We start from the raw sequence: 25,975 nt of genomic DNA, 5'->3' as shown, positions 1-25,975 counted from the left end.
TCCGGTTGTATTTAGTTATTCGTCTTCGTCGTCGGCATCGAGTTCAGGAGCCGGCATGTCCTCGTCGGCCGCCATCTCCTGCGCCACCGCATCCGGGATCCGCACGTCGACGATCTTGGCACCCGGAAACGCCTTGAGTATGGCGGCGACGGTCGGGTCTGACCGCGCGTCGGCAATTGCCATCTCGCGGCGATTGTTCTCCTCTTCCCAGAGGGTCGGACCACCCTTCTCGTTCGAGACCGAAACGATCCACCGACGCCCTGTCCACTTCTGCAGACGGTTGGTCAGGTCGCCCAGCAGCGTCTTCGGCGCATCGGGCACGAGATTGACGGTGAGCCGTCCCGGCTCAATGCTCACCAGCCGCACATTCCGCTTGAAGATGATCTTGAACGCGATGTCGCGATGCGTCTCGGCTAGACCCGCGATATCCGCGAGCGTCTTGACCTGAACATCGGCAACTGGCTCGGGCTCTGGCGCACGGACCGGAGCCGCCTGCATCGGCGCGGGCTCCGACTGCACCAGCCGCATTGTCTGGCCGCCACCGCCGCCACTCGGCACATAGGCAGAGCCCATGGCATTGACGCCGCCACCATTGCCCCGGGGCGCGCCACCACCGTTGCCGCCTGGATGAGATGGACCGCCATTACCTGACGCCATGCCTTCAAGCGAACGCAGCGCCTCGTCCAAGGTCGGCAGATTTGCAGCGTGAGCGATGCGGATCAGCACCATCTCGCCGGCCGCCACCGGACGGTTGGAATTCTGCACTTCCTGGATGCCCTTGAGCAGCATCTGCCAGGTGCGAGACAGCACGCGAATCGACAGCCGCTCGGCAAGTTCTGCACCGCGCCGGCGCTCCTCGTGCGACAGCGCATTGTCATGCGCTGCCTCGGGCACGAACCGCAGGCGGGTCACCAGATGGTTGAACTCGGCAAGGTCGGTCAGTACGGTCGCCGGATCGGCACCCACATCATATTGCGCGCGGAACTCGGCCAAAGCCGCCGCCACGTCGCCCTGCATCAGATGCTGGAACAGGTCGATCACGCGGGCGCGGTCGGCAAGACCCAGCATGTCGCGCACGGTTTCCGCTGTGACATTGCCGCCGGAATGGGCGATCGCCTGATCAAAGATCGACTGCGCGTCGCGCATCGAACCTTCGGCGGCACGCGCCACCATTGACAGGGCGTCGTCGTCCGCCTGCACCTCTTCCGACACGGCGATACGCGCCAGATGCTCCTTGATCAGCGCCGCATCGATGCGCCGGAGATCGAAGCGCTGGCAACGCGACAGGATCGTGATCGGAACCTTGCGTATTTCGGTGGTCGCGAAGATGAATTTCACATGCGGCGGCGGTTCCTCGAGCGTCTTCAGCAGGCCGTTGAAGGCCTGCGTGGAGAGCATGTGAACCTCGTCGATGATGTAGACTTTGTAGCGGGCCGACACCGGCGCATAGCGCACCTGATCGATGATCTCGCGGATATCGTCGATACCCGTGTGCGAAGCGGCGTCCATCTCGATCACGTCGACGTGGCGGCCTTCGAGAATCGCTTCGCAATGCTCGCCCGTTTCGGAAAGATCAATGGACGGCTGGTTGACCGTCGCTGTCTTGTAGTTGAGCGCACGCGCCAGAATACGAGCCGTGGTGGTCTTGCCCACACCGCGAACGCCGGTCAGCATCCAGGCCTGCGCGATTCGGCCGGTGGAGAAGGCGTTGGTGAGGGTGCGGACCATCGGCTCCTGGCCGATCAGCCCCGAAAAATCGCGCGGACGGTACTTTCGAGCCAGAACGCGATAGGCGCCGGCCTTGCTGCCAACAGTCTGCCCGGCGTCATTCATGCGGTCGCGCTCTCCATGATGGCTGTGCGAATGTTCCCCATGAACGGGTAGTCGCTAAATCGTGCAACGGCAAGTTCGGCAGCCATTTGCTGGCCGAAAGCCTGAAAGGTGGGAGGCTGGCACAATGACCCGTGCCGGGCTCGTTGGGGCTGCTTCCTTCCGGACCTGACCCGGTTGGCGAGTGGCTCGTCCACCACCAACCTCCCAGGTTCCATATCGTCAATCGCGCGAAGAATTGCAAGTACGCTGTTACGATAAAGCTTGCAGCCGGTTCGGCTGCAAATTAGCTTGGTTCCTTATGGATAAGCCAGTTTCCGAACCCGGCCGCAGGCCAAGATTTCAACTTGATCCCCGCCTGGAAGGTGAGAGCCTTCTGGTGGCGAATCTTGGTCTTTGCCAATTGCGCCTGCGTGACGACTCCCGCTGGCCATGGCTGATTCTGGTGCCGCAGCGTCCTGAGATCGAGGAACCGCACGACCTGACCCCGCTCGACCAGGCGATGCTGAGCTTTGAGACCAATCTTGTGTCCAAGGCACTGAAAGACCTGACCGGCTGCACGAAGATCAACGTGGCGGCAATCGGCAACATCGTCCGCCAGCTGCATGTGCATGTCATCGCCCGCAATGAAGGCGATGCCAACTGGCCCGGACCTGTCTGGGGCTACGGCGAGCGTTTGCCCTACCACAAAGACGTTCTCGCAGATCTGGCAAACCAGATTCGTGACGCCATCTGAAACCCGCCCTGAGCCGAGCAGCAAATGAACTTCTTTTCGCCCGAGGAAACCCGTCCGCAGCCCAGGGAATGGCTCGCCTTCACCGGCAATGTCATCGACCCGCTTTCCGAAAAGCGCTCGGACGACGCCGTGCAGATCGCCTTGGAAAATGAGGCTACGAGGATCCTCCTGATCGGCGAAGGCAAGGTTTGCATCCGGACCGATGGGGTCGAGCCAAATGCCCTGTTCAAGCCTCAGGGCGCTCAGGCGCTGGGCATGAACCTGGATGAAGCGATTCTGCTGGGCAACGGCCCTGATGGTCCGGTCCTCGCGGTTCCGATGCGACCTGCCGAAGTGCCAGTGGTGAGTGGCATCGAGGTGGTCGATCTGCGCAGCACCTATTCGAACAATCTGCTGACATCGGAGATCGTTGGTGCACTCGCCCAGGGGGCAGCTCTGCTCTCCTGGAACAACACGCACCGCTTCTGCGGACGCTGTGGCGGCCAGAACGAGATGCGTGCCGGCGGTTACCGGCGTGTCTGCCAGAGCTGCGGAGCAGAGCACTTCCCGCGCACCGATCCTGTCGCGATCATGCTTGCCGTGAAGGACGACCGCTGCCTTCTGGGCCGCAGCGCGCGCTTTGCCCCAGGCATGTACTCCTGCCTTGCCGGCTTCATCGAGCCGGGCGAGACGATTGAGTCTGCCGTCCGCCGGGAAACGTTCGAAGAGTCTGGCATCCGTATCGGTACGGTACGCTACATCGCAAGCCAGCCCTGGCCGTTCCCCTTCTCGTTAATGATTGGCTGCATTGCAGAGGCCATCAGCGACGAGATCGACCCGGACGCCACCGAGCTTGAGGATTGCCGCTGGTTCTCCCGGGCTGAGGTGCGCCAGATGCTGGACGGGACGCATCCAGACGGACTGTGGGCCGCCACCAAGGGCGCCATTGCCCGCCAGTTGGTCGCGCTTTGGGCTGACAGCGAGTGGCCGTAAATTCAGTGGTGTTACGCGTCCTTGATCGCGTAACGCCCTCCCCCTTTTCTTGTGCCCTGCTCCCGCTCCACGCAGGCTTTCGGACGAGGCTGCACGTTGCAGTCCCATGTCTGAAACATTTGGAGTCTAGGTATGGCCACCGCATTGCCATTTACGAATACCAAGAAAGAGTTGCACTTCCCGAAACTCGCAACATTCTACGACCGCGTAGCCCAACCCTTTGCCTGGGTGGCGCTACGCTTTACGGCGGGGGCTATCCTCGTTGTTCAAAGCATCCCACTGATCAAGGATCCGCTCAGCATGGCGAGCTTCTTTGAGGGGATCGGCTTCCTGCCCGGCCACGTTTGGTCGGTCACCCTGCTGATCGTCCAGGTCGTCGGAGGCGCGCTTCTCGCCCTCGGCCTCTATACGCGGCCTGCTGCATTTGCCGTCGGCGTGATGCTGCTCGTGACCCTCTGGTTTCACCTGGCACATCCGTTCGACAACCAACTCATCACGAGTGCGGGCCTTCAGGTACTCACCGCGGGTCCCGACATGTTGACGCAAACGGGATATACTCTGCTGAAGGATGGCGGACGCCACTTTGCAGAACTGGCGCAGGGAAAAGCGGAGTTGCTCTCGCTGTTCTGGGCCGGCATTGCCTTCCTGTACGCAGCTTTCGGCGGCGGCTACCTCTCGCTTGATCGCATGATCCTGCGCAAACGCTACTGAGAACCCCACAGAAAAGCCGCCCTGCCGTCGACCTCAACTCTGGTTCAGGTCAACGGAGAACAGGGCGGCTTTCCCATTGATCAATCGTCGTCCTGAACCTGCTCAAGCCGGAACGGATGCGCTTCGTAGACGCCGAGGAACCGCACCTCGTGCGAGAAGAAGCTGAGTTCCTCCAGCGCCAGCCGCAGATTGCGGTCTTCCGGATGGCCCTCCACATCCACATAAAACTGCGATGAGAAGAACTTGCCGCCAAGCTGATAACTCTCCAGCTTGGTGATGTTCACGCTATTTGTCGCGAAGCCGCCCAACGCCTTGTAGAGCGCTGCCGGCACGTTGCGGACACGGAAGATGAAAGTCGTGAGCATCGCCTGCTCTGGCGAAGTTCTTGCCGCAAAGCGCTTTTCCTTCGACAGCACCACGAAGCGCGTGACGTTGTTTTCCTCGTCCTCGACGTTCTCCTGCGCGATGTCGAGACCGTAGAGCTCGGCAGCCAGACGCGGGGCGAGTGCCGCCTGCGTGCGGTCCTGGCGGTCTGCAACCTCACGGGCAGCGCCCGCGGTGTCGCCCGACACGACCGGCTTCCACTTGTGCTTGCGGATGATCTTGCGGCACTGGCCCAGCGCATGGATATGGCTGTGCACCGACTTGATCTCCGACAGGGCCACGCCCGGCAGCACCATCAGCTGGAAGCGAATCGGCAGGAAGTACTCGCCGACGATGTAGAGCTTCGAGTTGGGCAGCAGGTAGTGGATGTCGGCGACGCGTCCGGCGAGCGTGTTTTCGATCGGAATCATCGCCAGATCGGCCTTGCCCGATTCGACCGCGTTGAAGGCGTCCTCAAAGGTGGGGCAAGGCAGGGGTTCCATGCCGGGAAACATGTTGCGGCATGCGGTATCTGAATTTGCACCCGGCTCGCCCTGGAAAGCGATCCTGTTTGTCTTTGTAGGACCCATCGTTACACCTTCTGCGCCAGCATCTGGCGCGCCTTTTCAAGATCCGCCGGCGTATCCACGCCGAGCGGCACTGATTGGACGATCTCGGCGTCGATTCGCATCCCCGCCTCAAGCGCCCGCAATTGCTCCAGCCGCTCGCGCGTTTCAAGCGAGCCGGCCGGAAGCGACACAAAACGTTCCAGCGCCGCGCGCCGGTACGCATAAATCCCCACGTGGTGATAGAGCGGGCCGTCGCCCCACGGCGCCGTCGCACGCGTAAAATAGAGTGCGCGCAGGCGGCTACCGGAATCGCCCGTGGGAACACCAACGATCTTCACGACGTTCGGATTGGTCTTTTCCTCTTCATCCGTGATCTCGACACCGAGCGTGGCGATGTCGACTTCCGGATTATCGAGAGGCCGCAGCACGGCGCTGATGTCTGCCGGCGGAATCGTCGGCAGGTCGCCCTGCAGGTTGATGACGATATCGACCTCACCCTTAGGGTCGATCGCCTGCAAAGCTTCGAAGATGCGGTCAGAACCTGACTGGTGATTCCCGCGCGTGACGAAAGCCTCGACGCCCTCTTTCCTGGCGGCATCGGCTACGTCCGCCGAATCGGTGGCCACGATGACGCGCCCGACCTTGCTCTCTAGCGCGCGGGCTGCAACCTGGGCTATCATGGGCTTGCCGGCTATATCCGCCAAGGGTTTGCCGGGCAACCTTGTGGAATCTATCCGTGCCGGGATCAGGATTATGGCGCTCATGGAGTTGCTTCCGGATCTGGGTTCTGTGAAAAGTGTCAAAAAGTAGCAGTAGCGGAACGTCTTATAGGTGTTGCAAGGCTTGAGCAAAAGACCTAGTTTCCGCGCGGTTTTTACGGGCAGCGGTTGCGTGAGGACTATTGGCCGCTCGTATAGCGGTAGGTACTTGCAGCGTGTGGAGAAGGAGCCTCAGGGCGCATGGATTCTTTCGAGCTCAATAAGGTTTTAGGCGCGGTCCTCGGCACTGTCTTTGTCGTGTTTTCCGTAAGCCTGGTTTCGGATGCGATCTTCAGTTCGCATGCACCGGAGACTCCTGGCTACGCCATTGCGGCAGTGGAGGCTGGAGCAGCAGAGGGTGGTGACGAAGGTGGCGCAGCCGCCGAATCAATCCTGCCTCTTCTGGCATCTGCCGATCCTGAAGCTGGCGCGGGCGTCTTCAAGCGTTGTGCGGCTTGCCACACCACGGAAGAAGGTGGCGCCAACAAGGTCGGTCCGAACCTCTACGGTGTCGTTGATCGTCCGATCGCTTCGCATGAAGGTTTCTCCTACTCGGGCGCCATTCAGGCATTCTCCGAGGGTGGTTCCAAGCACTGGACCTACGAGAACCTCGATCATTTCATCACCAGCCCGAAGGGCTTCATTCCTGGCACGGCAATGGCGTTCGCTGGCCTGAAGAAGGTTGAGGATCGCGCCAACGTGATCGCTTACCTGCGCACGCTGGCTGCAACACCTGCTCCGCTTCCGGAAGCTGGCGCAGAAGCAGCGCCCGCCGAAGAAGCCGCCCCTGCAGAGGAAGCTCCGGCTGACGCAGCTCCCGCAGAGGAAGCACCGGCCGATGCGGCTCCTGCTGAAGAGGCTCCGGCCACCGATGCAGCTCCTGCAGAGGAACCCGCTGCTGAGCAGCCTGCAACGGAAGCTCCTGCTGAAGAAGCGCCGGCAACGGATGCGGCTCCGGCTGAGCCGGCCCAGGAACCTGCTGCTGAGCAACCGGCGACGGAAGCTCCGGCAACTGATGCACCGGTTGTACGGCCCGCTCAGTAAGCCGATTTATCACCAAACGTTGAAAGAGCCGGCCCTTGGGTCGGCTCTTTTGTTATGCGTCTGCAATTGCGTTCTTCCGCGAATGGAATAGTTTCTTGATGGTAAAGTATCAGGAGCTAATCGATGCGAAGAACGGCTACGGCTGCCCTCAGATATGCAGCACTTGCTGGATTGGCCATCGGCCTGACGGCCACCAACCTCAGCGCTCAGGAGGAGTGGCGGACAGCAAGTTCGATCATCAACCCCGATGAAGAGACGGCCCCGTTCGAGCGCTACGACTACGTCAATCCCGAGGCTCCCAAAGGCGGCACCCTCAACCAGATCGGGTTCGGCACCTACGACAGTTTCAACCCATTCATCGTTCGCGGAACGGTCGCGGCAGGGCTGACGGAGTTCGGCGGCCTTCTCTGGGAAACCCTCATGCAGCAGGCCCTCGACGTGCCGGGAACGAGCCACGGCCTGATCGCAGAGGCGTTCAAGTACCCGGCTGATTACACGTCGGCCACCTACCGTCTGAACAAGAATGCCCGCTGGCACGACGGCGAGCCGATTACTGCGGAGGACGTCATCTGGTCGCTCGAGACGCTGAAGAAGATCAGCCCGATGCACCAGCAGTATTTCGCGAACGTGAAAGAGGCGGTCGCCATTTCCGACCATGAGGTCGAATTCCGCTTTGACGAGGCCGGCAACCGTGAGCTGCCGCATATCATGGGCGATCTTCCCGTTCTTCCGAAGCACTGGTGGGAAGGCGAGGACGCCAATGGCAAGAAGCGCGATATCTCCCAGCCCACCCTTGAACCCCCGCTCGGCAGCGGCCCCTACAGGATCGGCCAGTTCCGCCCCGGCTCCGACATCACCTGGGAGCGGGTGAAGGATTATTGGGGCGAGGATCTCCCCGTTAACGTCGGCCGCAACAATTTCGACCGTCGCCGCTTCACCTATTTCCAGGACGACAACGCAGCCTTCCTCGCCTTCAAGAAGGGCGGCATTCAGGACATTCGACGTGAAACCTCCACCCGCCGCTGGGTGACGGAATACGATTTCCCCGCGGCTCAGGATGGCCGGGTCGTCAAGCACGAGTTCCAGAGCGGCACGGTGCAGCCCATGCAGGCCTTCGTGTTCAACCTGCGCCGCCCGCAGTTTGCCGATCGCCGCGTGCGCCAGGCGCTGACGCTCGCCTATAACTTCGAGGATCAGAACCGGAAGCACTTCTTCGGCCTCAACAAGCGGCTGAGCAGCTATTTCGAGAACTCGGAGCTCGCTTCCACCGGCATCCCGCAAGGCCGCGAACTGGAGATCCTCGAGCAGTTCCGCGACAAGCTGCCGCCTGAGCTTTTCACCGAAGAGTTCAAGCTGCCGGTATCGGACAGCCCGACTGCCGAGCGTCAGAACCTGCGTGAAGCGTCCCGCCTGCTGAAGGAAGCTGGCTGGGAGACGAGGGGTGGCAAGCTGGTCAATGCGCAGACCGGCGAACAATTCCGGATCGAATTCCTCGGTGCCAGCGAGACGGCCGAGATCATCAGCGACGGTATCATCCCGAATCTCCGCAAGCTCGGCATCGAGACCAGCCTGCGCATCGTCGATGCGTCCCAATATGTTCAGCGTGTGCAGAACTTCGATTTTGACGCCATCACCGGCGGCTTCTCCCAGTCGAACTCCCCCGGCAACGAGCAGCGCGACTACTGGAGCACCAAGGCTGCGGACATGCCGGGCTCCCGCAACGTGGCGGGAATCAAGGATCCGGTGATCGACGCGCTCGTGGACAAGATCATCTTCGCTGAGAATCGCGACGAGCTGCTGGCCCTCACCCATGCGCTGGATCGAGTGCTGCTCTGGAACTACTACACCGTTCCCCAATACTACCAGCCGACCCTCCGCTTCGCTTACTGGAACAAGTTCGGCATTCCGGAAAAGCAGCCGGAGTATGCCGGGATCGACCTTGATTCCTGGTGGATCCTGCCAGAAGCGGCCACGAGGTAGCGGCCATGCTGGATACAACCCGACGACGGTTCCTCCTGGGTGCGGCGTCGCTGGGTGCGATGGCCGCTGGCCGCCCGCTCTTTGCAGCAGTACCGGCGGACACGCCGGTACACGGCCTGTCAGCCTTTGGCGATCTGAAGTATCCCCCTGGTTTCACCACCTTCGAATACGCCAATCCGGACGCCCCGAAAGGCGGGATCATCCGGCTCCAGCCAGGCAACTGGCTTTTCAACCAGAACGTCCAGACCTTCAACACGCTGAACAGCTTCGTTCGCACAGGCAGCGCTCCGCCACGAATGGAACTCTGCTTCGACGGCTTGATGGACGGAAGCCTCGACGAGCCCGATTCCATCTACGGCCTGGTTGCTGAAACGGTAACCATCTCGGAGGACCGCAACAGCTTCCTCTTCAAGCTGCGCCCCGAAGCCCGTTTCCACGACGGTTCGCCTATCACTGCGGAAGACGTGGCCTTCAGCTACAACCTCTTCAAGAAGGAAGGCCATCCTTCGCTGATGCTGGTGCTGGCCGAAATGACGGCTGCGGAAGCGGTCGGCGAACGCGAGTTCCGCCTGACCTTCTCAGGCAAGCAGTCTCAGAGAACGATCCTCGGCGCGGCCGGCTTCCCGATCCTCTCGGAAAAGGACCTGGAGCAAAAGCCGTTCGACAGCTCCCGAATCGAGGCCTTCCTTGGGTCCGGTCCTTACAAGGTCGGCCGCTTCTCCGCCGGCCGCTACATTGAATATGAGCGGGTGGAGGATGATTGGGCAAACCACCTGCCCTTCCGCAACGGGCTCTATCACTTCGACCGGATCCGCATCGACTTCTTCTCTGACCGCAATGCGGCTTTCGAAGCCTTTAAAAAGGGCGAAACGGAGTGGCGTGGTGAGTTCACTTCCTCAGTCTGGGCAACGCAATACGACTTTCCCGCGATCCGCGAGGGCAAGGTGGTCAAACGCGAATTCCCCGACGAGCTCCGCCCGAGCTTCTATTGCAAAGCCCTGAATCAGCGGCGCGAGCGTTTTCGTGACCCCCGGGTTCGCAAGGCTATTGCCGCCTGCTTCGATTTCGAGTGGATCAACCGCAACCTGTTCTACGACCTCTACAGGCGCAGCCAATCGACGTTCGAAGGCTCGCCTTATGTGGCCGAAGGCACGCCGAGCAAGGAAGAACTGGCGCTGCTTGAGCCCCTGCGCGGCAAGATTCCCGAGGAGGCATTCGGCGAAGCGCCCATCCAGCTCAAGACCGATGGCAGCGGCAGCGACCGCACCATCCTGCGCGAGGCAGCCCGTCTCATGCGGGAAGCCGGATGGGAGCGGAAAGACAGCTGGCTGCAAAAGGACGGAGAGACATTCGCCATCGAATATTTGGTGAACGACGAGACTTTCCTTCGCATCTCGCCCGGCTTCATACGCAATCTGCGCGCCATTGGTATCAATGCGACCATGCGGCAGGTGGATTCCTCGCAGTATCAGCTGCGCGTCAACAGTTTCGATTTTGACCTGATCGATACCGCGTTCTCGTTGGGCGCAACGCCGACACGCGACACGCTGCTGCAGTTCTTCCATTCCAGCACTGTCGATCTCCAAGGCAGTAACAACTACGTCGGCATGGCCGACGAAGCCGTGGACAAACTGGTGGAAATTGCTGCCGCGGCCCAAAATCGCGAAGATTTCGTGGTGGCAATGAAAGCGTTGGATCGGGTCTTGCGTGCGCGGCTCGACTGGATTCCAAATTGGGACACACCGAATCACCGGGTGGCCTACTGGAACAAGTTCGGTTTCAGGGAACCGAAGCCGGACTATGGCTTTCCAGTTGAGGCCTTATGGTGGTACGACGAGGCAAAGGCAAAAGCCATTGGCAAGTGACGAGGCATCTCTGAGCGAATGAGTCATCATCGACTGGCAGCTTTCCTGACGGAAACTCTTGCAAATCAAAGTGTTCGTAGTGGAGAGGCTGGCTGATGGGAGCCTACATCCTCAGGCGTTTGCTCTTGATGATCCCCACCCTTGTGGGAATCATGCTCATCTCCTTCGTCGTCATCCAGTTCGCGCCGGGTGGCCCGGTTGAACAGGTGATCGCACAGCTTACGGGACAGGCCGGAGGCGCCGATTCCCGCATCGGCGGCGGTTCGTCCATGGACGCTGGACAGAGCATGGACACGTCCGGCGTCACGTCGCGCTATCGCGGCGCGCAAGGTCTTGATCCACAGTTCATCGAGCAGCTGGAAAAGCAGTTCGGGTTTGACAAACCCGCGCACGAACGCTTCCTGCTGATGATCTGGCATTACATCCGTTTCGATTTCGGCGAGAGCTACTTCCGCGACATCTCCGTGGTGAACCTGATCCTGGAGAAGATGCCCGTCTCGGTTTCGCTGGGCCTATGGATCACGTTGATATCCTACGCGATCTCGATCCCTCTTGGCATCCGCAAGGCAGTCAAGGACGGCTCGGCCTTCGACGTCTGGACGAGCGGCGTCATCATCATTGCATATGCGATCCCGGGCTTCCTCTTTGCCGTCCTGCTGATGGTGCTCTTTGCCGGCGGCTCGTTCCTGGACTGGTTCCCGCTGCGCGGCCTCACCTCTGACAACTGGGCACAATTGTCGTGGCCAGAACGCATTCTCGACTATTTCTGGCATCTGGCGCTGCCACTGACAGCACTGGTGCTTTCGGCCTTCGCCACTACCACGCTGCTCACGAAGAACTCCTTCCTTGAGGAAATCCGCAAGCAATATGTGGTGACGGCTCGTGCCAAGGGCCTGTCTGAGCAGCAGGTTCTCTACCGGCACGTGTTCCGCAACGCCATGCTCATCATCATAGCTGGCTTTCCCGGGGCCTTCATTTCCGCCTTCTTCACCGGCTCGCTGCTGATCGAGAGCATCTTCTCGCTCGATGGGCTGGGCCTTCTCGGCTTCCGCTCCGTGATCGACCGCGACTACCCCGTGGTCTTCGCCACGCTCTATATCTTCTCTCTCATGGGATTGCTCGTGAGCCTTCTGTCCGACATCACCTACACATTGATCGACCCCCGCATCGACTTCGAACGGAGAGACGTCTAGATGTCGGAGATACAGGCGAAAGCTGAAGTTGAGCGCGTGCGCAACACCGTCAGGCGCCCGTTCCTGTCACCGCTGAACCAGCGCCGCTGGCAGAATTTCAAGGCCAACCGCCGTGGATACTGGTCGCTCTGGATCTTCCTGGGCTTCTTCATCCTCTCGCTCTTTGCCGAGTTCCTGGCCAACGACAAACCGCTCGTCGCCTCCTACAACGGCGAGATCCTGTTCCCTGTGCTGGTGGACTATCCGGAAGAAAAGTTCGGCGGCTTCCTGGCGGTCACCGACTATCGCGACCCCTTCATCCAGGAAGAGATCAACGCGAATGGCTGGATGATCTGGCCGCCCATTCGCTACTCCTACCGTACGGTGAACAACGAAATCCCGGGCGCGGCGCCTGCCAAGCCGTCCTGGCTCTACACCAAGGAAGAACGCTGCGGGCGCTATGACCTCGGCGTCGATGACCCGAACTGCACCGTCGGCAATTGGAACTGGCTCGGCACCGATGACCAGGCACGCGACGTGCTTTCCCGCGTCATCTACGGTTTCCGCATTTCGGTGCTCTTCGGCCTGATCCTCACCTTCGCCTCCGCCGTGATTGGCGTTTCGGCGGGAGCGGTGCAAGGCTATTTCGGCGGCTGGACCGACCTGCTCTTCCAGCGCTTCATCGAAATCTGGTCCTCCATCCCGGTCCTCTACCTCATCCTGATCATCGCAGCGGTGCTACCGCCGGGCTTCTGGATATTGCTCGGCATCATGCTCCTGTTCTCATGGGTGGCCTTCGTCGGCGTCGTGCGCGCGGAATTCCTGCGTGCCCGCAACTTCGAATATGTGAGCGCCGCGCGCGCGCTGGGCGTGCCCAACCGTACGATCATGCTGCGCCACCTGCTGCCCAATGCCATGGTCGCGACGCTTACCTTCCTGCCATTTATCCTGAACGGCTCGATCACGACCTTGAGTTCGCTCGACTTCCTCGGCTTCGGCATGCCGCCCGGCTCGCCATCGCTCGGCGAACTGCTGCGGCAGGGCCAACGTCACCTGAATGCGCCCTGGCTTGGTATTTCCGGCTTCCTCAGCCTCTCCATCATGCTGTCCCTGCTGATCTTCATCGGCGAGGCGGTGCGTGACGCGTTTGACCCGAGGAAGACATTCAGATGAACCAGCCACTTCTCTCGGTCCGCGACCTGTCCGTCGCATTCTCGCAGGGCGGCGGGACGAGCATCGCCGTTGACCACGTTTCCTTCGACATCCAGCCCGGCGAAACCGTGGCGCTTGTTGGCGAATCCGGTTCCGGCAAGTCGGTTACCGCCCTGTCGGTGCTGAAACTTCTGCCCTACCCGGCAGCAAGCCACCCCTCGGGTGAAATCCACTATGGCGGCATGGATCTGCTGAAGGCGGCAGAGCCGCAGCTGCGTGGCGTGCGCGGCAACGACATCAGCATGATCTTCCAGGAGCCTATGACTTCGCTCAATCCGCTCCACTCGATCGAGCGGCAAATCGGCGAAGTACTGAAGCTCCATCGCGGCATGAGCGGCGAGAAGGCACGCGCACGCACGCTGGAGCTTCTCCATCAGGTAGGCATCCGCGAGCCTGAGAAGCGCCTTGATGCCTTCCCGCACCAGCTCTCAGGCGGGCAGCGCCAGCGCGTGATGATCGCCATGGCGCTCGCCAACGAGCCGAAGCTGCTGATCGCGGACGAGCCGACAACCGCGCTCGACGTCACCGTTCAGGCGCAGATCCTTGAGCTTCTCGCAGATTTGAAGCGCAAGCGCGGCCTCTCTATGCTTTTCATCACGCACGACCTCGGCATCGTCCGCAGGATCGCGGACCGCGTCTGCGTGATGACAAAGGGCAAGATTGTCGAGACCGGCCCGACCGCAGAAATCTTCGCCAACCCGCAGCACGAATATACCCGTCACCTGCTCGCTGCCGAGCCAAAGGGCCAACCGCCTGCGGCCGATCTTGAGGCCGAGACGGTGATGACCGGGCGCGACGTCCGCGTGTGGTTCCCGATCAAGAAGGGTTTCCTGCGCAAGGTCGTGGACCATGTGAAGGCGGTCGACGGTATCGATGTGACAGTTCGCGCCGGTCAGACGCTCGGCGTGGTGGGTGAGTCCGGCTCCGGCAAGACGACCCTTGGTCTGGCCCTCTCCCGCATGATCTCCTCCCAGGGCGAGATCACCTTCCGGGGTCAACGGATCGACCAGCGCTCGTTCCGCGAAATGCGCCCGCTCCGCCGCGAGATGCAGATCGTGTTTCAGGACCCGTTCGGATCGCTCAGCCCCCGAATGTCGGTAAGCGAGATCATCGAGGAAGGCCTGAAGATCCACGAGAAGAGGCTCTCCGCCGAGGAGCGCGACCAGATGGTGGTGGACGTGCTGGAGGAAGTGGGCCTCGATCCGGCGGCGCGCTTCCGCTATCCGCACGAGTTCTCCGGCGGCCAGCGCCAGCGCATCGCCATCGCCCGCGCCATGGTGCTGAAACCGCGCTTCGTGATGCTGGACGAACCTACGTCGGCGCTCGACATGAGCGTGCAGGCACAGGTGGTCGACCTTCTGCGTGACCTGCAGAAGCGTCACGACCTTGCCTACCTCTTCATCAGCCATGACCTGAAGGTTGTGCGCGCGCTGGCGAATGAGGTGATCGTCATGCGCAACGGCAAGGTGGTGGAGACAGGCACGGCGGAACAGATCTTCACCGAGCCCCAGACCGACTACACGCGCGCGCTCATTGCCGCCGCGTTCGATATCAAGACCGCGCCCACGGGCGTTGTAAGCGAGTAAGACCACAGACATGTCAGCCAACACCAAAGGCCGCCTGCTGCTCACAGCTCAGGGCATGAATTCCGACCACTGGACCCGCGTGCTCGCCTCAGGCGGTCGCGACGTGGTGCTGGAACCGGCAGCAGGCGAGGACCCGTCAATCGACTACGCCGTGCTCTGGCGCTACCCCCATGGCCTTCTGAAGCGGCTCCCCAACCTGAAGCTCATCTTTTCGGCGGGTGCGGGTGTCGATCACATCATGTCCGACCCTGACATCCACGGCATGCATGCCAATGTGCCGATCGTCCGCGTCGTGGCGCCGAACCTGACGCAGCACATGGTGGAATATGTCCTCTGGCGCGTGATGGACCATCACCGTCAGGGTGCCTTCTACCGCCATCAGCAAGCGCAGCGAACCTGGAATGACACGCCCCAGCCTACTACCGACAGGGTCACCGTTGGCATCATGGGCCTTGGCGAACTTGGCCGCTCGGTCGCTGCAAAGCTAGGCGCGCTGGGCTTCAACCTTGCAGGCTGGAGCCGAACCCAGCACGAACTGCCGGGTGTTGACTGCCACGCAGGTCCGGAAGGCCTGACGCCCTTCCTGCAGAAGACCGATATCCTTGTCGTCCTGCTACCGCTGACACAAGAGACAGAAGGAATGATCGACTACGATCTCCTCACGAACCTCCGGCAAGACGGCCCACTTGGCGGCCCCTGCCTGGTCAACGCCGGTCGCGGCCGCCTCCAGAAGGAAGCGGACATCCTGCGCGCGCTTGATGACGGCCTCCTCAAGGAAGTGAGCCTCGATGTCTTCGAGCGCGAACCTCTGGCCGAGGAAAGCCCGATCTGGCAGCACCCACGCATCTTCGTCACGCCCCACGCTGCCGCGAGCTCAGACCCGGATCACCTCGGCCCCCTCATGGTCGCCCAGATGGAAGCCTTCGAACGCGGCGAGCCACTCAAGCACCTAGTGGATCGAGCGAGAGGGTATTGACCCTACCGTTCCCATGTCCATGATGGGTGCTGGGGACAGTCACGGTTTCAAGGAGGCTCGCTCAAGTCCTTCCTGCCGTGGCGACGGAGGGATATGGAGTTCAGCGACTACATCGTTTTTGTCGATGAGAGTGGGGATCACAATCTCGAAGTGATCAACCCCGAGTTTCCTGTTTTCGTCTTGGCCTTCTGCGTGTTCAGAAAGGCGGACTACATCGCGAATGTATGCCCCAGCATTCAGGCCTTCAAGCTTCGTTGGTTTGGCCATGATGCGTGCATTTTGCATGAAAGAGAGATCAGAAAGGATCTAGCACCCTTTGATTTCCTGAAAACCGCATACATCAAGAAACAGTTTATCGGCCAACTAACCCAAATTATCGCGGAAGCGCCAATGGCGATTATCGCGACGGTCATCAGAAAAGAGCATCTCAAAGAGGAGATACACCAGTCCCGACAACCCATATCATCTGGCTTTGCTGTTCTGTATCGAGCGTCTTACGGAACATCTGGCAGAGAACGGAGGAGCTGATTACTTGACCCACATAGTCTTTGAACAACGGGGCGGCAGGACCGGAGGTGGGCAGGAAGATCGCATATTGGAACTTGAGTTCAGGCGCATCATGGATGGCCAGCATTACTTAGCGCGCTCAGGTTTTAAGGGGCTGGATCTGAAGATTATTCCAAAGACGAGCAACTCAATCGGTCTGCAATTAGCCGATCTCGTTGCTCGACCCATTGGCATCAAGTGCATGCGACCACTTCAGCCAAACCGGTCTTACGACATTATTGAAACCAAGTTTTCGGCAGGACCACCCAAGATATTCCCTTAGATAAGCGAAAGGCCCCGGTTGAACCGAGGCCTGACGCCGAACGAGAATCCCCATTCCATTTGGAAGTTAATATAGCGCAACTGCTTTCCGATGCCAACGTCCACTGCCTGCTGCAGCTAGGCCGGATCAATCGTCCATCTTGAGGGCCTGGATAAAGGCCTCCTGCGGGATATCGACCTTACCGAACTGGCGCATGCGCTTCTTGCCCTCTTTCTGCTTGTCGAGCAGCTTGCGCTTACGCGAAACGTCACCACCGTAACACTTGGCCGTCACGTCCTTGCGGAGCGCAGAAAGGGTCTCACGCGCGATCACCTTGCCGCCGATGGCCGCCTGGATCGGAATCTTGAACATGTGCTGCGGAATGAGTTCCTTGAGCTTCTCGACCATGGCGCGGCCACGGCGCTCGGCCTGCGAGCGGTGCACCAGCATGGAGAGCGCGTCGACCGGCTCACCATTGACCATGATCGACATCTTGACCAGATCGCCTTCGCGGTAATCCGTCAGGTTGTAGTCGAAGGATGCATAGCCGCGCGACAGCGACTTCAGACGGTCGTAGAAGTCGAACACGACTTCGTTGAGCGGCAGGTCATAGACGAGCATCGCACGCGAGCCGGCATAGGAGAGATCCACCTGGATGCCGCGGCGGTCCTGGCAGAGCTTCAGGATATTGCCGAGGTATTCGTCGGGCGTGAGGATGGTGGCACGGATCCACGGCTCTTCGATGGTGTCGATCTTCACCGGGTCCGGCATGTCCGCCGGATTGTGCAGCTCGACGGTCTTACCGTCGGTGAGGTTCATCTTGTAGACGACCGAAGGTGCGGTCGCGATCAGATCGAGGTCGAACTCGCGCGACAGGCGCTCCTGGATGATTTCCAGATGCAGCAGGCCGAGGAAGCCGCAGCGGAAGCCGAAGCCGAGAGCGGCCGAGGATTCCATTTCGAAGGTGAAGCTCGCGTCGTTCAGGCGAAGCTTACCCACGGCAGCGCGCAGGTCGTCGAATTCGGCAGCATCGACCGGGAAAAGACCGCAGAACACCACCGGCTGAGCAGGCTTGAAGCCCGGCAAGGCTTCGGAGGTTGGGCGCTTGTCCTCCGTGATCGTGTCACCCACGCGGGTGTCGGCCACTTCCTTGATGGAGGCGGTGATGAACCCGATTTCGCCAGGTCCAAGCGAATCCACCATGACCATCGAAGGCGTCATGACGCCAACGCGCTCGACCGGGTACTTCGCGCCCGTGCCCATCATGCGGATGGTCTGGCCCTTCTTCAGCTCGCCATCGATGATGCGGACCAGCACAATCACGCCGAGATAGGCATCGTACCAGCTATCGACCAGCATCGCCTTGAGCGGCTTCGTAATGTCGCCTTCCTTCGGCGCGGGCAGGCGCTTGACGATGGCTTCCAGCACTTCATCCACGCCAAGACCAGTCTTGGCCGAGATCATGACGGCGTCGGAAGCGTCGAGGCCGATCACCTCTTCGATCTGAGCCTTGATGCGCTCCGGCTCTGCCGCCGGAAGGTCGACCTTGTTCAGGACCGGAACGATCTCGTGATTGTTGTCGAGCGCCTGATAGACGTTGGCGAGTGTCTGGGCTTCCACGCCCTGTGATGCGTCCACGACCAGCAGCGAGCCTTCGCAGGCAGCCAGCGACCGCGACACTTCATAGGCGAAGTCCACGTGCCCGGGCGTGTCGATCAGGTTCAGCACATAGTGCTCGCCGTCCTTGGCATTATATTCCAGCCGGACGGTGTTGGCCTTGATCGTGATGCCGCGCTCGCGCTCGATGTCCATCGAGTCGAGAATCTGATCCTTCATATCACGATCTGCCACCGAACCAGTCATCTGGATGAGGCGGTCGGCAAGTGTCGACTTTCCATGGTCGATGTGGGCGACGATGGAGAAATTTCGGATGCGTGAAAGGGGCGTGTTTGTCATACCGCGCGTGTAGCAGCAGAGCCGGGTTCCGGCAAGCGGGGGCGCATCAAAGGTGCGCTCGCGACGACAATTCTTTTGCGCTTGGACGGTCTATCGGGGTCAGGCGCAAAATTGCGCCCTTCCCTCGAATTCGAACCGGCGAACCCTATGGCTCGCCGCGGCCGTATCACTCGGCCTCGTTGGCGGGAACAGCGTTCAGCTGGCCGTACTTCTCTTCGCCGATCGTGTCGAGCAGCTGCAGCTGGGTTTCGAGGAAGTCGATGTGACCTTCCTCGTCGGCGAGCAGTTCCTCGAACAGCTTCATGGAAACGTAGTCACCGGCAGCGTGGCAGATGTCGCGGGAGTCCTTGTAGGCCGTGCGGGCGTCATATTCGCCAGCGAGATCCGCCTCCAGCACCTCGCGAACATTCTGTCCGATGCGCAGGGGAGCAAGCGTCTGGAGGTTCGGATGGCCTTCGAGGAAGATGATGCGCGCGACCAGACGGTCGGCATGGTGCATCTCTTCAATGGATTCCTCACGCTCCTTCTTGGCGAGGCGGAGGTAGCCCCAGTCTTCAAGTAGGCGGTAATGCAGCCAATATTGGTTGACGGCACCCAGCTCCAGGAAAAGAGCCTGATTAAGCCGCTCTATGACCTTTATATCGCCTTTCATTGAACTTGCTCCCAAACTTGTTGCGCAACTCTCGGACCTTGTCGAGATAAGCTATGACATCTGCTTCGCGAGCGCCAGTATCCCGGTGGTATGCTTCCGTTACCCGGATGATAGTTTCGACCAGATTTGGAAAGCAACCGCAACACCGCCCTCTGCTATTCATCGTGTGGAGAACTTTTGCCGGCACAATTAGTTGCCACGGATCCTCATCGAGCATCTCGCGGATCGTGTCTTCAATCTCTCTCAACGTGATGACATTGCAGGAGCAGACGAGCATTTTTCCCAAGCCGTTTGGAGCATTCAATGCGTGCCGCTCACGCACTTGCACCAGAAGCTTGAGACCCAGGAAGAGCCCGCCGGAGACTGTGCCGCCTGAGAGGGGAACCGGCTTTGGGCGTATCCGATGGAATGGGTTCAAGGCCCAGACATCAAGAACGTTATGCGACGCGTGCACAAAACAGCGTCGGGGCCGCCCTGTCAATATAAACTTGAAGAAATCGCTCATGGTTTCCCGGATGCGGCAATTTTGCCGCGTCCCTTGGTTGCAATGCCTAACGTCATGCCCGCTGGGGTGACCAGATATTGCTGTCGACCGTACCGCGCAGGTCCGGAAAGCTGGCAAGATTGAACTCCGGGGCAGCTCCTTCCTTACGCTGATGGAAGTAGTCGTAGGTGACCTTGATCACCGCATCCGAGAGCAGGAGGATGGCTGTCAGGTTGATCGCACCCATGATCCCCATGGTGATGTCGGCGATGCAGAAGACGGTCTCCACATGCGTGACAGAGCCCCACATGATGGTTGCCAGCACAAAGCATCGCAGCAGCGTCAGCGAAAAGCGGGACCGTGCACCCAGGTAGTTCATGGCGTTTTCGGCATAGGTGTAGTTGCCGAGGATTGAGGCGAACGCGAAGCAGAATATTGCGACGGCGATGAAGTAGCGCCCTGCATCTCCGAGGTGAACGGAGAGTGCCTGTTGCGTGAGCTGTGCGCCGTTGAGACCAGAACCCGGCTCGAGCACACCGGACAGGAGGATGATGATTGCTGTCGCCGTGCAGATCAGGATGGTATCGATGAAGACGCCCAGCGCCTGCACCAGTCCCTGCGCAGCCGGGTGGTGAGGATCGGGACGCGCGACCGCGGCGATGTTGGGCGCCGATCCCATGCCTGCTTCGTTGGAGAAAAACCCGCGCTTCACGCCGTTGAGCATAGCGGCGGCCATGCTGCCCGCAATGCCCCCGGCCGCCTCCCGGACCCCGAATGCGCTGCGGACGATTTCTGCAAGCAGGTCTGGGACGACGGAGAAGTTCACCGCGATGATCGACAGCGCCAGGAGGAGGTAGGATACCGACATGATCGGCATGACCACTTGGACGACTTTGGCGATGTAGCGCAATCCGCCGAAGAGAACGACCGCAGCGAGCAACATCAGCATTGCGCCTGAGGCAGCTTTGGGAATGTTGAGCGCCCCTTCCATGACATCCGAGATGGAGTTGGCCTGCACCGCATTGAAGATGAGGCCGAAGTTGATGATGAGGCAGATCGAGAAGACGGCAGCCGCCTTCGGTGCATGCAGTCCGCGCGAGATGTAGAAGGCAGGACCGCCGCGGTACCGTCCGTCCACGCCCCTGATCTTGTAGAGCTGCGCCAACATGCTTTCAGCGTAGGCGGTCGCCATTCCGAGGCTGGCCACGACCCACATCCAGAACACGGTGCCAGGCCCGCCGAGGTAAAGTGCCAGCGCCACGCCGGTAAGGTTGCCGGTGCCAACGCGGGAAGCGAGGCTGATGGCAAGTGCCTGAAAGGGTGAAATGCCGCCCGGATCCGCGGCCTTGCCGCGCAGGGCCCGCCACATTTCTGAGAAATAGAGAACCTGAATGAACCGCAACTTGACTGTGAAAAACAGCCCCACGCCTATTAGCACATATATGAGAATATAATTCCAAATAATATAACTGGAATATGAAATCACATCACCCATAAATGTACTTCTCCACCACAAAGGCGCAAACTGTATGATAAATAAAAATAATACAGATAACTTTAATTGCGCTTATTTCTCAAATGTCACCGTAACTTATACGAAGAACATCCAAAATAAAAGAAACAGGTGTTGAAAACTCCAAGAGCACGTTGACCGAGGGGCGACGGTGGAATCCCCTCAGCTTAACCAGCTATGTTATTGATATACATTCACTTTTTATACCACTTCCCATTACTTTGATATCTCCGTCAGCCGAGATCTCCACTGCTACTGGAAATATATCTAGCGCCACTATTTAGCTATAACGGCTGTTCGATTTGAAATTATATGACAACGACACTCAGGCAACAGCTATAAAGTTGCGAATTTACGTCAATCCAAAAGTAAAGCTTTGCTCTCAGACTAAACTTAACTTTAATATTCAGATTTTATGCGGGATGTTGCGACGTGCAGAAGCGTCCTCGTGACGAGCGAAGTTGCCTCGGTTCAATGCCCGAGGATGGCCTCGATGATGGAGAGCGGCCCCCGTCGTTGCGAAGAGGCACCTTCCTGGTCGGGGTTCGCCTGCTGGCCGGTCGCCACTGCCGGCTGCGGCTGCCAGCCCCCGGGGAGCGGGCGCGGCTTCAGGCCGCGATGCGCTTCGACCATGAACTCCTTCCACATCCGTGCGGGAAGGGACGAGCCTGTTGCGTTGGTGGGTTTCCCGTCGTCATTGCCGACCCAGATGCCGGTCACGAGGTTTGCGGTATACCCGACAAACCAGGCATCACGCGAATCCTGCGTCGTGCCGGTCTTGCCTGCCGCTGGCCAGTCGAAGGACGCAGACCGCCCGCTGCCATAGGAAATGGTGCCCGCCATCATGTAGTTCATCATGCCGATGATTTCCGGGCTCGCCACCCTCGGTGGGTTCGAACCCTGCTCTTGGAAGAGCACCTTGCCCGACGCATCAGTCACTTTCTCGATGAAATAGATCTCAGGCCGGTAGCCGCCATTGGCGAAGGGCACATAGGCCGCCGTCAGTTCCAGCGGCGTCACCTCGGAGGTGCCCAGACCGATCGAACCATCCGCCCGGAGCTTGGACTCGATCCCCATGCGGGTGGCGACCTCTGCCACCGTCTTGGGCCCCACTTCCATCGTCAGCTGTGCTGCGACGGAGTTGGACGAGCGGGCGAGCGCCTCCGCCAGAGTAATAGGTCCCAGATACTTGTTCTGGTAGTTCGATGGCCGCCAGTTGGCGATCTGCACCGGAGCGTCGTTGCGTACGCTCGTGGGCGAGCGCCCCTGCTCCATCGCCGCCATGAACACGAAGGGCTTGAACGCAGAGCCCGGCTGGCGTCGCGCTTCCGACGCGCGGTCGAACTGGCTGTGCGCATAGTCGTAGCCGCCTACCATCGCCCGAACCCCACCGGCGCGATCGATCGAGACGAGCGCAGCCTGCGACACGGCAAGTTCCTTGCCCTTCTCGTTGATCGCGGTCTGGATCGATTTCTCTGCCGCTTTCTGCAACTCGAGATCGATGGTGGTCGTCACGACCACATCCTTCTCCACCGGGCCGATCAGGCCCGGCAGTTCTTCCATGATTCTGTCGGCAACATAGTGCTCGGAGCCGGTCCAGAACGATGCCGCACGAACTGCGGGCGCGCTTATGGCCGCGGCCAGTTCGCTGTCGCCGATCATGCCCTGCGACCGCATGGCGGAAAGCACTGTCTGCGCCCGCGCTTCCGCTGCCTGCGGATCACGTGCGGGAGACAGTCGCGACGGCGCCTTCAGGAGACCGGCCAGAAGCGCAGCACTCGCAAGATCCACTTCACGGGCCGACTTGCCGAAATAGCGGCGAGATGCGGCTTCCACGCCATAGGCGCCCGAACCGAAATAGACACGGTTCAGGTACATCTCCAGGATCTGGTTCTTGGTGTATTTCCGCTCCAGCCAGATCGCCAGCAATGCTTCCTGGACCTTGCGCTTCAACGTGCGGTCCGGCTGTAAATAGAGGTTCTTTGCAAGCTGCTGGGTGATGGTGGAGCCGCCCTGTGACACGTCGCCGGTGACCACATTCTGGAAGGCAGCGCGCACAAGCCCGATGGGGTCAACGCCAAAATGCGAATAGAACCGCCGGTCCTCGATGGCGATGACAGCCTGAGGGATATAGGGCGACATCTCGTGTAGCCCCACCTCCTCGCCGCCGGTCGCGCCGCGGTTGGCGAGCAGGCGTCCGTCGACCGACAGGATCTTCACGTTGGGCGGACGGTCCGGAATGTTCCAGGAAGAGGCGCTGGGCAGCTGCGCACCGTAATAAGCAACGACGCCAACCACCGCGACGCCTGCCCAGATGGAGAGAACCAGCGTCCAATAGAAGAGGCCGCGGAAAAACCCGCGCTTCTTGCGCTTGGCCCCACTGGATGGGCGCGCGCGCGCAGACTTTCGGCGCTTAGCGGAGGCGTTCGGCAAGACACGGTCCTCCGACGTCAGCGAAAGCGCAGATCCCTTGCGCTTGGCGGAAGGCGCATCGAAATGCGGCTCTATGCGCCTGCCTTTTTTGCTCTTGCCCATACAGATACTCTCGCACCGCGCAGCAACTCCACGCAGCCCCGCCTATAGGCTAGATCATGGCCATTTAAGGGAGGTTAAGAGCAGTTCTGTCAGTTCTGCCTTGTCGGAGCTGACTTAGCTGTGGGAGAAGATATCCTCTTCCGCCCAACCGGCCAGATCGAGCTTGGCGCGCGTCGGCAGGAAGCGGAAACAGGCCTCAGCCATATCCATCCGCTTCTCGCGCTCCAGGCGCTGCAACAGGATCTCCCGAAGCTTGTGGAGATGCAGGACGTCAGACGCCGCATATTCCAGTTGCTCCTTCGAGAGCGTCTCCGCCGCCCAGTCGGACGACTGCTGCTGCTTGGAAATGTTGATGCCAAGCAGTTCGTAGGTCACGTCCTTGAGCCCGTGGCGATCCGTATAGGTGCGCGTGAGCCTGGATGCAATCTTGGTGCAGAACACCGGCTCCGTCGTCACCCCGAACGTGTGATAGAGCACAGCGATGTCGAACCGGCCATAATGAAAGATCTTCGGCAGGCGGCGATTGCGCAGCAACGCCACCAGGTTCGGCGCCTTCTTCTGCCCGGCCGCGATCTGCACCACATCGGCCGTGCCGTCACCCGGCGACAGCTGCACCACGCAGAGGCGATCCCGATGCGGGTTCAGCCCCAGCGTTTCCGTGTCGATGGCCACAGCTTCCGCATTCTCGTAGTGGCTGAGATCGGGAAGGTCGTTCTTGTGAAATCGGATCATCTAGGAATTACCTGTTGGCCAGTGCAGCGAGGATGCGCGCCCAGGAGCGCTGCCCCTTGTGGAAGGACGTAAGCTCATACTTCTCGTTGGGCGAATGGATCGCATCATCAGCAAGGCCAAAGCCCACAAGGAGGGATTCCATGCCGAGCAGGCGCTGGAAGTCGCCGACGATCGGGATCGATCCGCCCATGGCGATGGCAAGCGCCGGCTTGCCCCATTCCTCGGTGAGCGCCGCCTGCGCCGTCGTCACGATCGGCGAATCGTAGGAAAGCTGGATCGCTGGCGAACCACCATGCGGGCTGAACTCGACCGAGCAATCGGCCGGGATGCGCTCGCGCACGAACTCGCGGAAAGCTTCGCGGATCTTCGCCGGATCCTGGCTGTGAACCAGGCGGAACGAAACCTTGGCATAGGCCTCGGCAGGAATGACCGTCTTGAAGCCTTCGCCTGTATAGCCACCCGAAATGCCGTTGAATTCGCAGGTCGGACGCGCCCAGACGAGCTCCAGGGCGGAGCGGCCACGCTCGCCCGCGAGCTCACTGAGGCCGATCGGTCCAAGGAACGATTCAGCGTCTTCGCCCAGCGCTTCCCAGCTGCGCAGGATCTCCGTCGGCGTCTCTTCCACACCTTCGTAGAAGCCAGGAATGGTCACGCCGCCGTTTTCATCGTGCAGCGCCGCCAGAACCTTGGCCAGGATGCGAATCGGGTTGGCAGCTGCACCACCGTAGTAGCCCGAATGCAGGTCGCGATTGGCGGCCTTCACCGTTACTTCCTCGCCAACGAGGCCGCGCAGACCGACGCAGATGGCGGGCGTCTCGCGGTCCCACATGGAGGTGTCGCAGACGAGCGCGAAATCAGCCTTCAGCTCATCGGCATGCGCCTTGAGGAACGGGATCAGCGACGGCGAGCCGGACTCTTCCTCGCCTTCGAACAGGATCGTCACCTTGCAGGGCAGCTTGCCATGCACCGCCTTGTAGGCGCGGCAGGCTTCCACGAAGGTCATGAGCTGGCCCTTGTCATCCGACGTGCCGCGGCCCGTGATCACCCGATGATCCGGCCCGATCTCCTTGATCCCCGGCTTGAATGGATCTTCGTTCCACAGCTCCAGCGGATCGACCGGCTGCACGTCATAGTGACCGTAGAACAGCACGTGCGGACCTTGGCCGTCGTGATGCGCCACAACCATCGGATGTCCCTCGGTCGGGCGCACGCTTGCGTCAAACCCGATGCTCTTCAAATCTTCGACAAGCCATTCGGCGGCGCGCTTCACATCATTCTTGTAGGCAGGATCGGTGGAGATCGACGGGATCTCGAGAAGGCCGAACAGCCTTTCGAGGCTGGCCTCCAGCTGGCTATCAAGATGGTTCAACACGGATTCGACGTCGGCCATGGTACGTTCCTTATTTCGCTCGGCACGGGGAGAGCTTTACTCCATCCTGACGACAGAAGGAAATGCGTTCAAGCAATTTACGCGATTGGTCGCTGCCTGATGCAGCCAACCATTATGCTTATATAACAAAG

General features: G+C 60.3%; 22 protein-coding genes and 1 other RNA gene. 12 read left to right on the top strand and 11 right to left on the bottom strand.

Going from position 1 to position 25,975, the window contains the following annotated elements:
• Positions 1–15 precede the first annotated feature (15 nt).
• Positions 16–1,833, bottom strand: a complete 1,818-nt coding sequence (locus tag IEX27_RS05815) for a DNA polymerase III subunit gamma/tau (protein WP_188719983.1) — start codon at positions 1,831–1,833, stop codon at positions 16–18.
• A 108-nt stretch (positions 1,834–1,941) separates the two neighbouring features.
• Positions 1,942–2,038, bottom strand: an RNA gene (gene ffs / locus IEX27_RS05810) — signal recognition particle sRNA small type.
• A 93-nt stretch (positions 2,039–2,131) separates the two neighbouring features.
• Between ffs and IEX27_RS05805 the strand changes: the two genes are divergently transcribed.
• From IEX27_RS05805 to IEX27_RS05795, 3 genes are all read left to right on the top strand, one after another.
• Complete coding sequence (locus tag IEX27_RS05805) at positions 2,132–2,566, top strand: HIT domain-containing protein (protein ID WP_188719982.1); 435 nt, start codon at positions 2,132–2,134, stop codon at positions 2,564–2,566.
• A gap of 24 nt (positions 2,567–2,590) precedes the next feature.
• On the top strand, positions 2,591–3,538 hold the full coding sequence (nudC, locus tag IEX27_RS05800; RefSeq protein ID WP_188719981.1) for an NAD(+) diphosphatase: 948 nt from the start codon (positions 2,591–2,593) through the stop codon (positions 3,536–3,538).
• Between the two features lie 132 nt (positions 3,539–3,670).
• On the top strand, positions 3,671–4,249 hold the full coding sequence (locus IEX27_RS05795) for a DoxX family protein (RefSeq protein ID WP_188719980.1): 579 nt from the start codon (positions 3,671–3,673) through the stop codon (positions 4,247–4,249).
• An 80-nt stretch (positions 4,250–4,329) separates the two neighbouring features.
• On the opposite strand, the gene IEX27_RS05790 is transcribed toward IEX27_RS05795, so the two are convergent.
• Both IEX27_RS05790 and IEX27_RS05785 read right to left on the bottom strand, forming a co-directional pair.
• The gene (locus IEX27_RS05790; RefSeq protein ID WP_188719979.1) at positions 4,330–5,202 is read right to left on the bottom strand and encodes a prephenate dehydratase; all 873 of its coding nucleotides are present in this window, start codon (positions 5,200–5,202) and stop codon (positions 4,330–4,332) included.
• Between the two features lie 2 nt (positions 5,203–5,204).
• Positions 5,205–5,945: a 3-deoxy-manno-octulosonate cytidylyltransferase gene (locus IEX27_RS05785; protein ID WP_188719978.1), complete on the bottom strand. Its 741-nt coding sequence runs from the start codon at positions 5,943–5,945 to the stop codon at positions 5,205–5,207.
• 195 nt (positions 5,946–6,140) lie between these two features.
• On the opposite strand from IEX27_RS05785, the gene IEX27_RS05780 reads away from it, so the two are divergent.
• From IEX27_RS05780 to IEX27_RS21320, 9 genes are all read left to right on the top strand, one after another.
• Positions 6,141–6,983 (top strand): c-type cytochrome, encoded by an 843-nt coding sequence (locus IEX27_RS05780; RefSeq protein ID WP_188719977.1) that lies wholly within the window; start codon positions 6,141–6,143, stop codon positions 6,981–6,983.
• A gap of 123 nt (positions 6,984–7,106) precedes the next feature.
• Positions 7,107–8,963, top strand: coding sequence for an extracellular solute-binding protein (locus IEX27_RS05775; protein ID WP_188719976.1), 1,857 nt, complete (start codon positions 7,107–7,109; stop codon positions 8,961–8,963).
• A 5-nt stretch (positions 8,964–8,968) separates the two neighbouring features.
• Positions 8,969–10,828: an extracellular solute-binding protein gene (locus tag IEX27_RS05770; RefSeq protein ID WP_188719975.1), complete on the top strand. Its 1,860-nt coding sequence runs from the start codon at positions 8,969–8,971 to the stop codon at positions 10,826–10,828.
• Between the two features lie 95 nt (positions 10,829–10,923).
• A complete protein-coding gene (locus IEX27_RS05765) occupies positions 10,924–12,021 on the top strand; it encodes a microcin C ABC transporter permease YejB (protein ID WP_188719974.1) in 1,098 nt (365 codons plus the stop codon).
• On the top strand, positions 12,022–13,173 hold the full coding sequence (locus tag IEX27_RS05760) for an ABC transporter permease (protein WP_188719973.1): 1,152 nt from the start codon (positions 12,022–12,024) through the stop codon (positions 13,171–13,173).
• A complete protein-coding gene (locus IEX27_RS05755) occupies positions 13,170–14,798 on the top strand; it encodes an ABC transporter ATP-binding protein (protein WP_188719972.1) in 1,629 nt (542 codons plus the stop codon). Before IEX27_RS05760 ends, IEX27_RS05755 begins: the two co-directional genes overlap by 4 nt.
• A gap of 10 nt (positions 14,799–14,808) precedes the next feature.
• Positions 14,809–15,774: a 2-hydroxyacid dehydrogenase gene (locus IEX27_RS05750; RefSeq protein WP_188719971.1), complete on the top strand. Its 966-nt coding sequence runs from the start codon at positions 14,809–14,811 to the stop codon at positions 15,772–15,774.
• 93 nt (positions 15,775–15,867) lie between these two features.
• Positions 15,868–16,302 carry a DUF3800 domain-containing protein gene (locus tag IEX27_RS21325; protein ID WP_244630228.1) on the top strand — a complete coding sequence of 145 codons (435 nt, stop codon included), beginning with the start codon at positions 15,868–15,870 and terminating at the stop codon, positions 16,300–16,302.
• Entirely contained in the window at positions 16,199–16,603 is a 405-nt protein-coding gene (locus IEX27_RS21320; RefSeq protein ID WP_507763572.1) for a DUF3800 domain-containing protein, read from the top strand. Before IEX27_RS21325 ends, IEX27_RS21320 begins: the two co-directional genes overlap by 104 nt.
• A 126-nt stretch (positions 16,604–16,729) precedes the next feature.
• On the opposite strand, the gene lepA is transcribed toward IEX27_RS21320, so the two are convergent.
• The 7 genes from lepA to IEX27_RS05710 all read right to left on the bottom strand — a co-directional run bounded on the left by lepA (position 16,730) and on the right by IEX27_RS05710 (position 25,844).
• Positions 16,730–18,538, bottom strand: coding sequence for a translation elongation factor 4 (gene lepA / locus IEX27_RS05740; protein ID WP_188719970.1), 1,809 nt, complete (start codon positions 18,536–18,538; stop codon positions 16,730–16,732).
• Between the two features lie 166 nt (positions 18,539–18,704).
• Positions 18,705–19,190, bottom strand: a complete 486-nt coding sequence (gene bfr, locus IEX27_RS05735) for a bacterioferritin (RefSeq protein WP_188719969.1) — start codon at positions 19,188–19,190, stop codon at positions 18,705–18,707.
• Positions 19,156–19,467 carry a (2Fe-2S)-binding protein gene (locus tag IEX27_RS05730; protein ID WP_188720061.1) on the bottom strand — a complete coding sequence of 104 codons (312 nt, stop codon included), beginning with the start codon at positions 19,465–19,467 and terminating at the stop codon, positions 19,156–19,158. The genes bfr and IEX27_RS05730 overlap by 35 nt, the downstream gene beginning before the upstream one ends.
• Before the next feature lie 280 nt (positions 19,468–19,747).
• Positions 19,748–21,169 carry an alanine/glycine:cation symporter family protein gene (locus IEX27_RS05725; protein WP_188719968.1) on the bottom strand — a complete coding sequence of 474 codons (1,422 nt, stop codon included), beginning with the start codon at positions 21,167–21,169 and terminating at the stop codon, positions 19,748–19,750.
• Between the two features lie 489 nt (positions 21,170–21,658).
• Complete coding sequence (locus tag IEX27_RS05720) at positions 21,659–23,722, bottom strand: transglycosylase domain-containing protein (protein ID WP_188719967.1); 2,064 nt, start codon at positions 23,720–23,722, stop codon at positions 21,659–21,661.
• A 114-nt stretch (positions 23,723–23,836) separates the two neighbouring features.
• Positions 23,837–24,454, bottom strand: coding sequence for a ribonuclease D (locus IEX27_RS05715; RefSeq protein ID WP_188719966.1), 618 nt, complete (start codon positions 24,452–24,454; stop codon positions 23,837–23,839).
• A gap of 7 nt (positions 24,455–24,461) precedes the next feature.
• Positions 24,462–25,844 (bottom strand): dipeptidase, encoded by a 1,383-nt coding sequence (locus tag IEX27_RS05710; RefSeq protein WP_188719965.1) that lies wholly within the window; start codon positions 25,842–25,844, stop codon positions 24,462–24,464.
• Between the last annotated feature and the right edge of the window lie 131 nt (positions 25,845–25,975).

This window comes from Nitratireductor aestuarii, from assembly GCF_014641695.1.
Taxonomy (GTDB): Bacteria; Pseudomonadota; Alphaproteobacteria; order Rhizobiales; family Rhizobiaceae; genus Chelativorans; species Chelativorans aestuarii.
Note: the sequence above shows the minus strand (reverse complement) of the source record. Positions and strands in the feature narration are given on the sequence as shown.

Excerpts from the sequence above, each read along its gene's own strand:
- nudC (WP_188719981.1), top strand. The coding sequence starts at position 2,591 with ATGAACTTCTTTTCGCCCGAGGAAACCCGTCCGCAGCCCAGGGAATGG.
- IEX27_RS05785 (WP_188719978.1), bottom strand. The coding sequence starts at position 5,945 with ATGAGCGCCATAATCCTGATCCCGGCACGGATAGATTCCACAAGGTTG.
- IEX27_RS05730 (WP_188720061.1), bottom strand. The coding sequence starts at position 19,467 with ATGCTCGTCTGCTCCTGCAATGTCATCACGTTGAGAGAGATTGAAGAC.
- IEX27_RS05770 (WP_188719975.1), top strand. The coding sequence starts at position 8,969 with ATGCTGGATACAACCCGACGACGGTTCCTCCTGGGTGCGGCGTCGCTG.
- IEX27_RS05750 (WP_188719971.1), top strand. The coding sequence starts at position 14,809 with ATGTCAGCCAACACCAAAGGCCGCCTGCTGCTCACAGCTCAGGGCATG.
- IEX27_RS05790 (WP_188719979.1), bottom strand. The coding sequence starts at position 5,202 with ATGGGTCCTACAAAGACAAACAGGATCGCTTTCCAGGGCGAGCCGGGT.
- IEX27_RS05775 (WP_188719976.1), top strand. The coding sequence starts at position 7,107 with ATGCGAAGAACGGCTACGGCTGCCCTCAGATATGCAGCACTTGCTGGA.
- IEX27_RS05765 (WP_188719974.1), top strand. The coding sequence starts at position 10,924 with ATGGGAGCCTACATCCTCAGGCGTTTGCTCTTGATGATCCCCACCCTT.
- IEX27_RS05725 (WP_188719968.1), bottom strand. The coding sequence starts at position 21,169 with ATGGGTGATGTGATTTCATATTCCAGTTATATTATTTGGAATTATATT.
- bfr (WP_188719969.1), bottom strand. The coding sequence starts at position 19,190 with ATGAAAGGCGATATAAAGGTCATAGAGCGGCTTAATCAGGCTCTTTTC.
- IEX27_RS05755 (WP_188719972.1), top strand. The coding sequence starts at position 13,170 with ATGAACCAGCCACTTCTCTCGGTCCGCGACCTGTCCGTCGCATTCTCG.
- IEX27_RS05815 (WP_188719983.1), bottom strand. The coding sequence starts at position 1,833 with ATGAATGACGCCGGGCAGACTGTTGGCAGCAAGGCCGGCGCCTATCGC.
- IEX27_RS21325 (WP_244630228.1), top strand. The coding sequence starts at position 15,868 with ATGGAGTTCAGCGACTACATCGTTTTTGTCGATGAGAGTGGGGATCAC.
- IEX27_RS05795 (WP_188719980.1), top strand. The coding sequence starts at position 3,671 with ATGGCCACCGCATTGCCATTTACGAATACCAAGAAAGAGTTGCACTTC.
- lepA (WP_188719970.1), bottom strand. The coding sequence starts at position 18,538 with ATGACAAACACGCCCCTTTCACGCATCCGAAATTTCTCCATCGTCGCC.
- IEX27_RS05720 (WP_188719967.1), bottom strand. The coding sequence starts at position 23,722 with ATGGGCAAGAGCAAAAAAGGCAGGCGCATAGAGCCGCATTTCGATGCG.
- IEX27_RS05805 (WP_188719982.1), top strand. The coding sequence starts at position 2,132 with ATGGATAAGCCAGTTTCCGAACCCGGCCGCAGGCCAAGATTTCAACTT.
- IEX27_RS05715 (WP_188719966.1), bottom strand. The coding sequence starts at position 24,454 with ATGATCCGATTTCACAAGAACGACCTTCCCGATCTCAGCCACTACGAG.
- IEX27_RS05780 (WP_188719977.1), top strand. The coding sequence starts at position 6,141 with ATGGATTCTTTCGAGCTCAATAAGGTTTTAGGCGCGGTCCTCGGCACT.
- IEX27_RS05760 (WP_188719973.1), top strand. The coding sequence starts at position 12,022 with ATGTCGGAGATACAGGCGAAAGCTGAAGTTGAGCGCGTGCGCAACACC.
- IEX27_RS05710 (WP_188719965.1), bottom strand. The coding sequence starts at position 25,844 with ATGGCCGACGTCGAATCCGTGTTGAACCATCTTGATAGCCAGCTGGAG.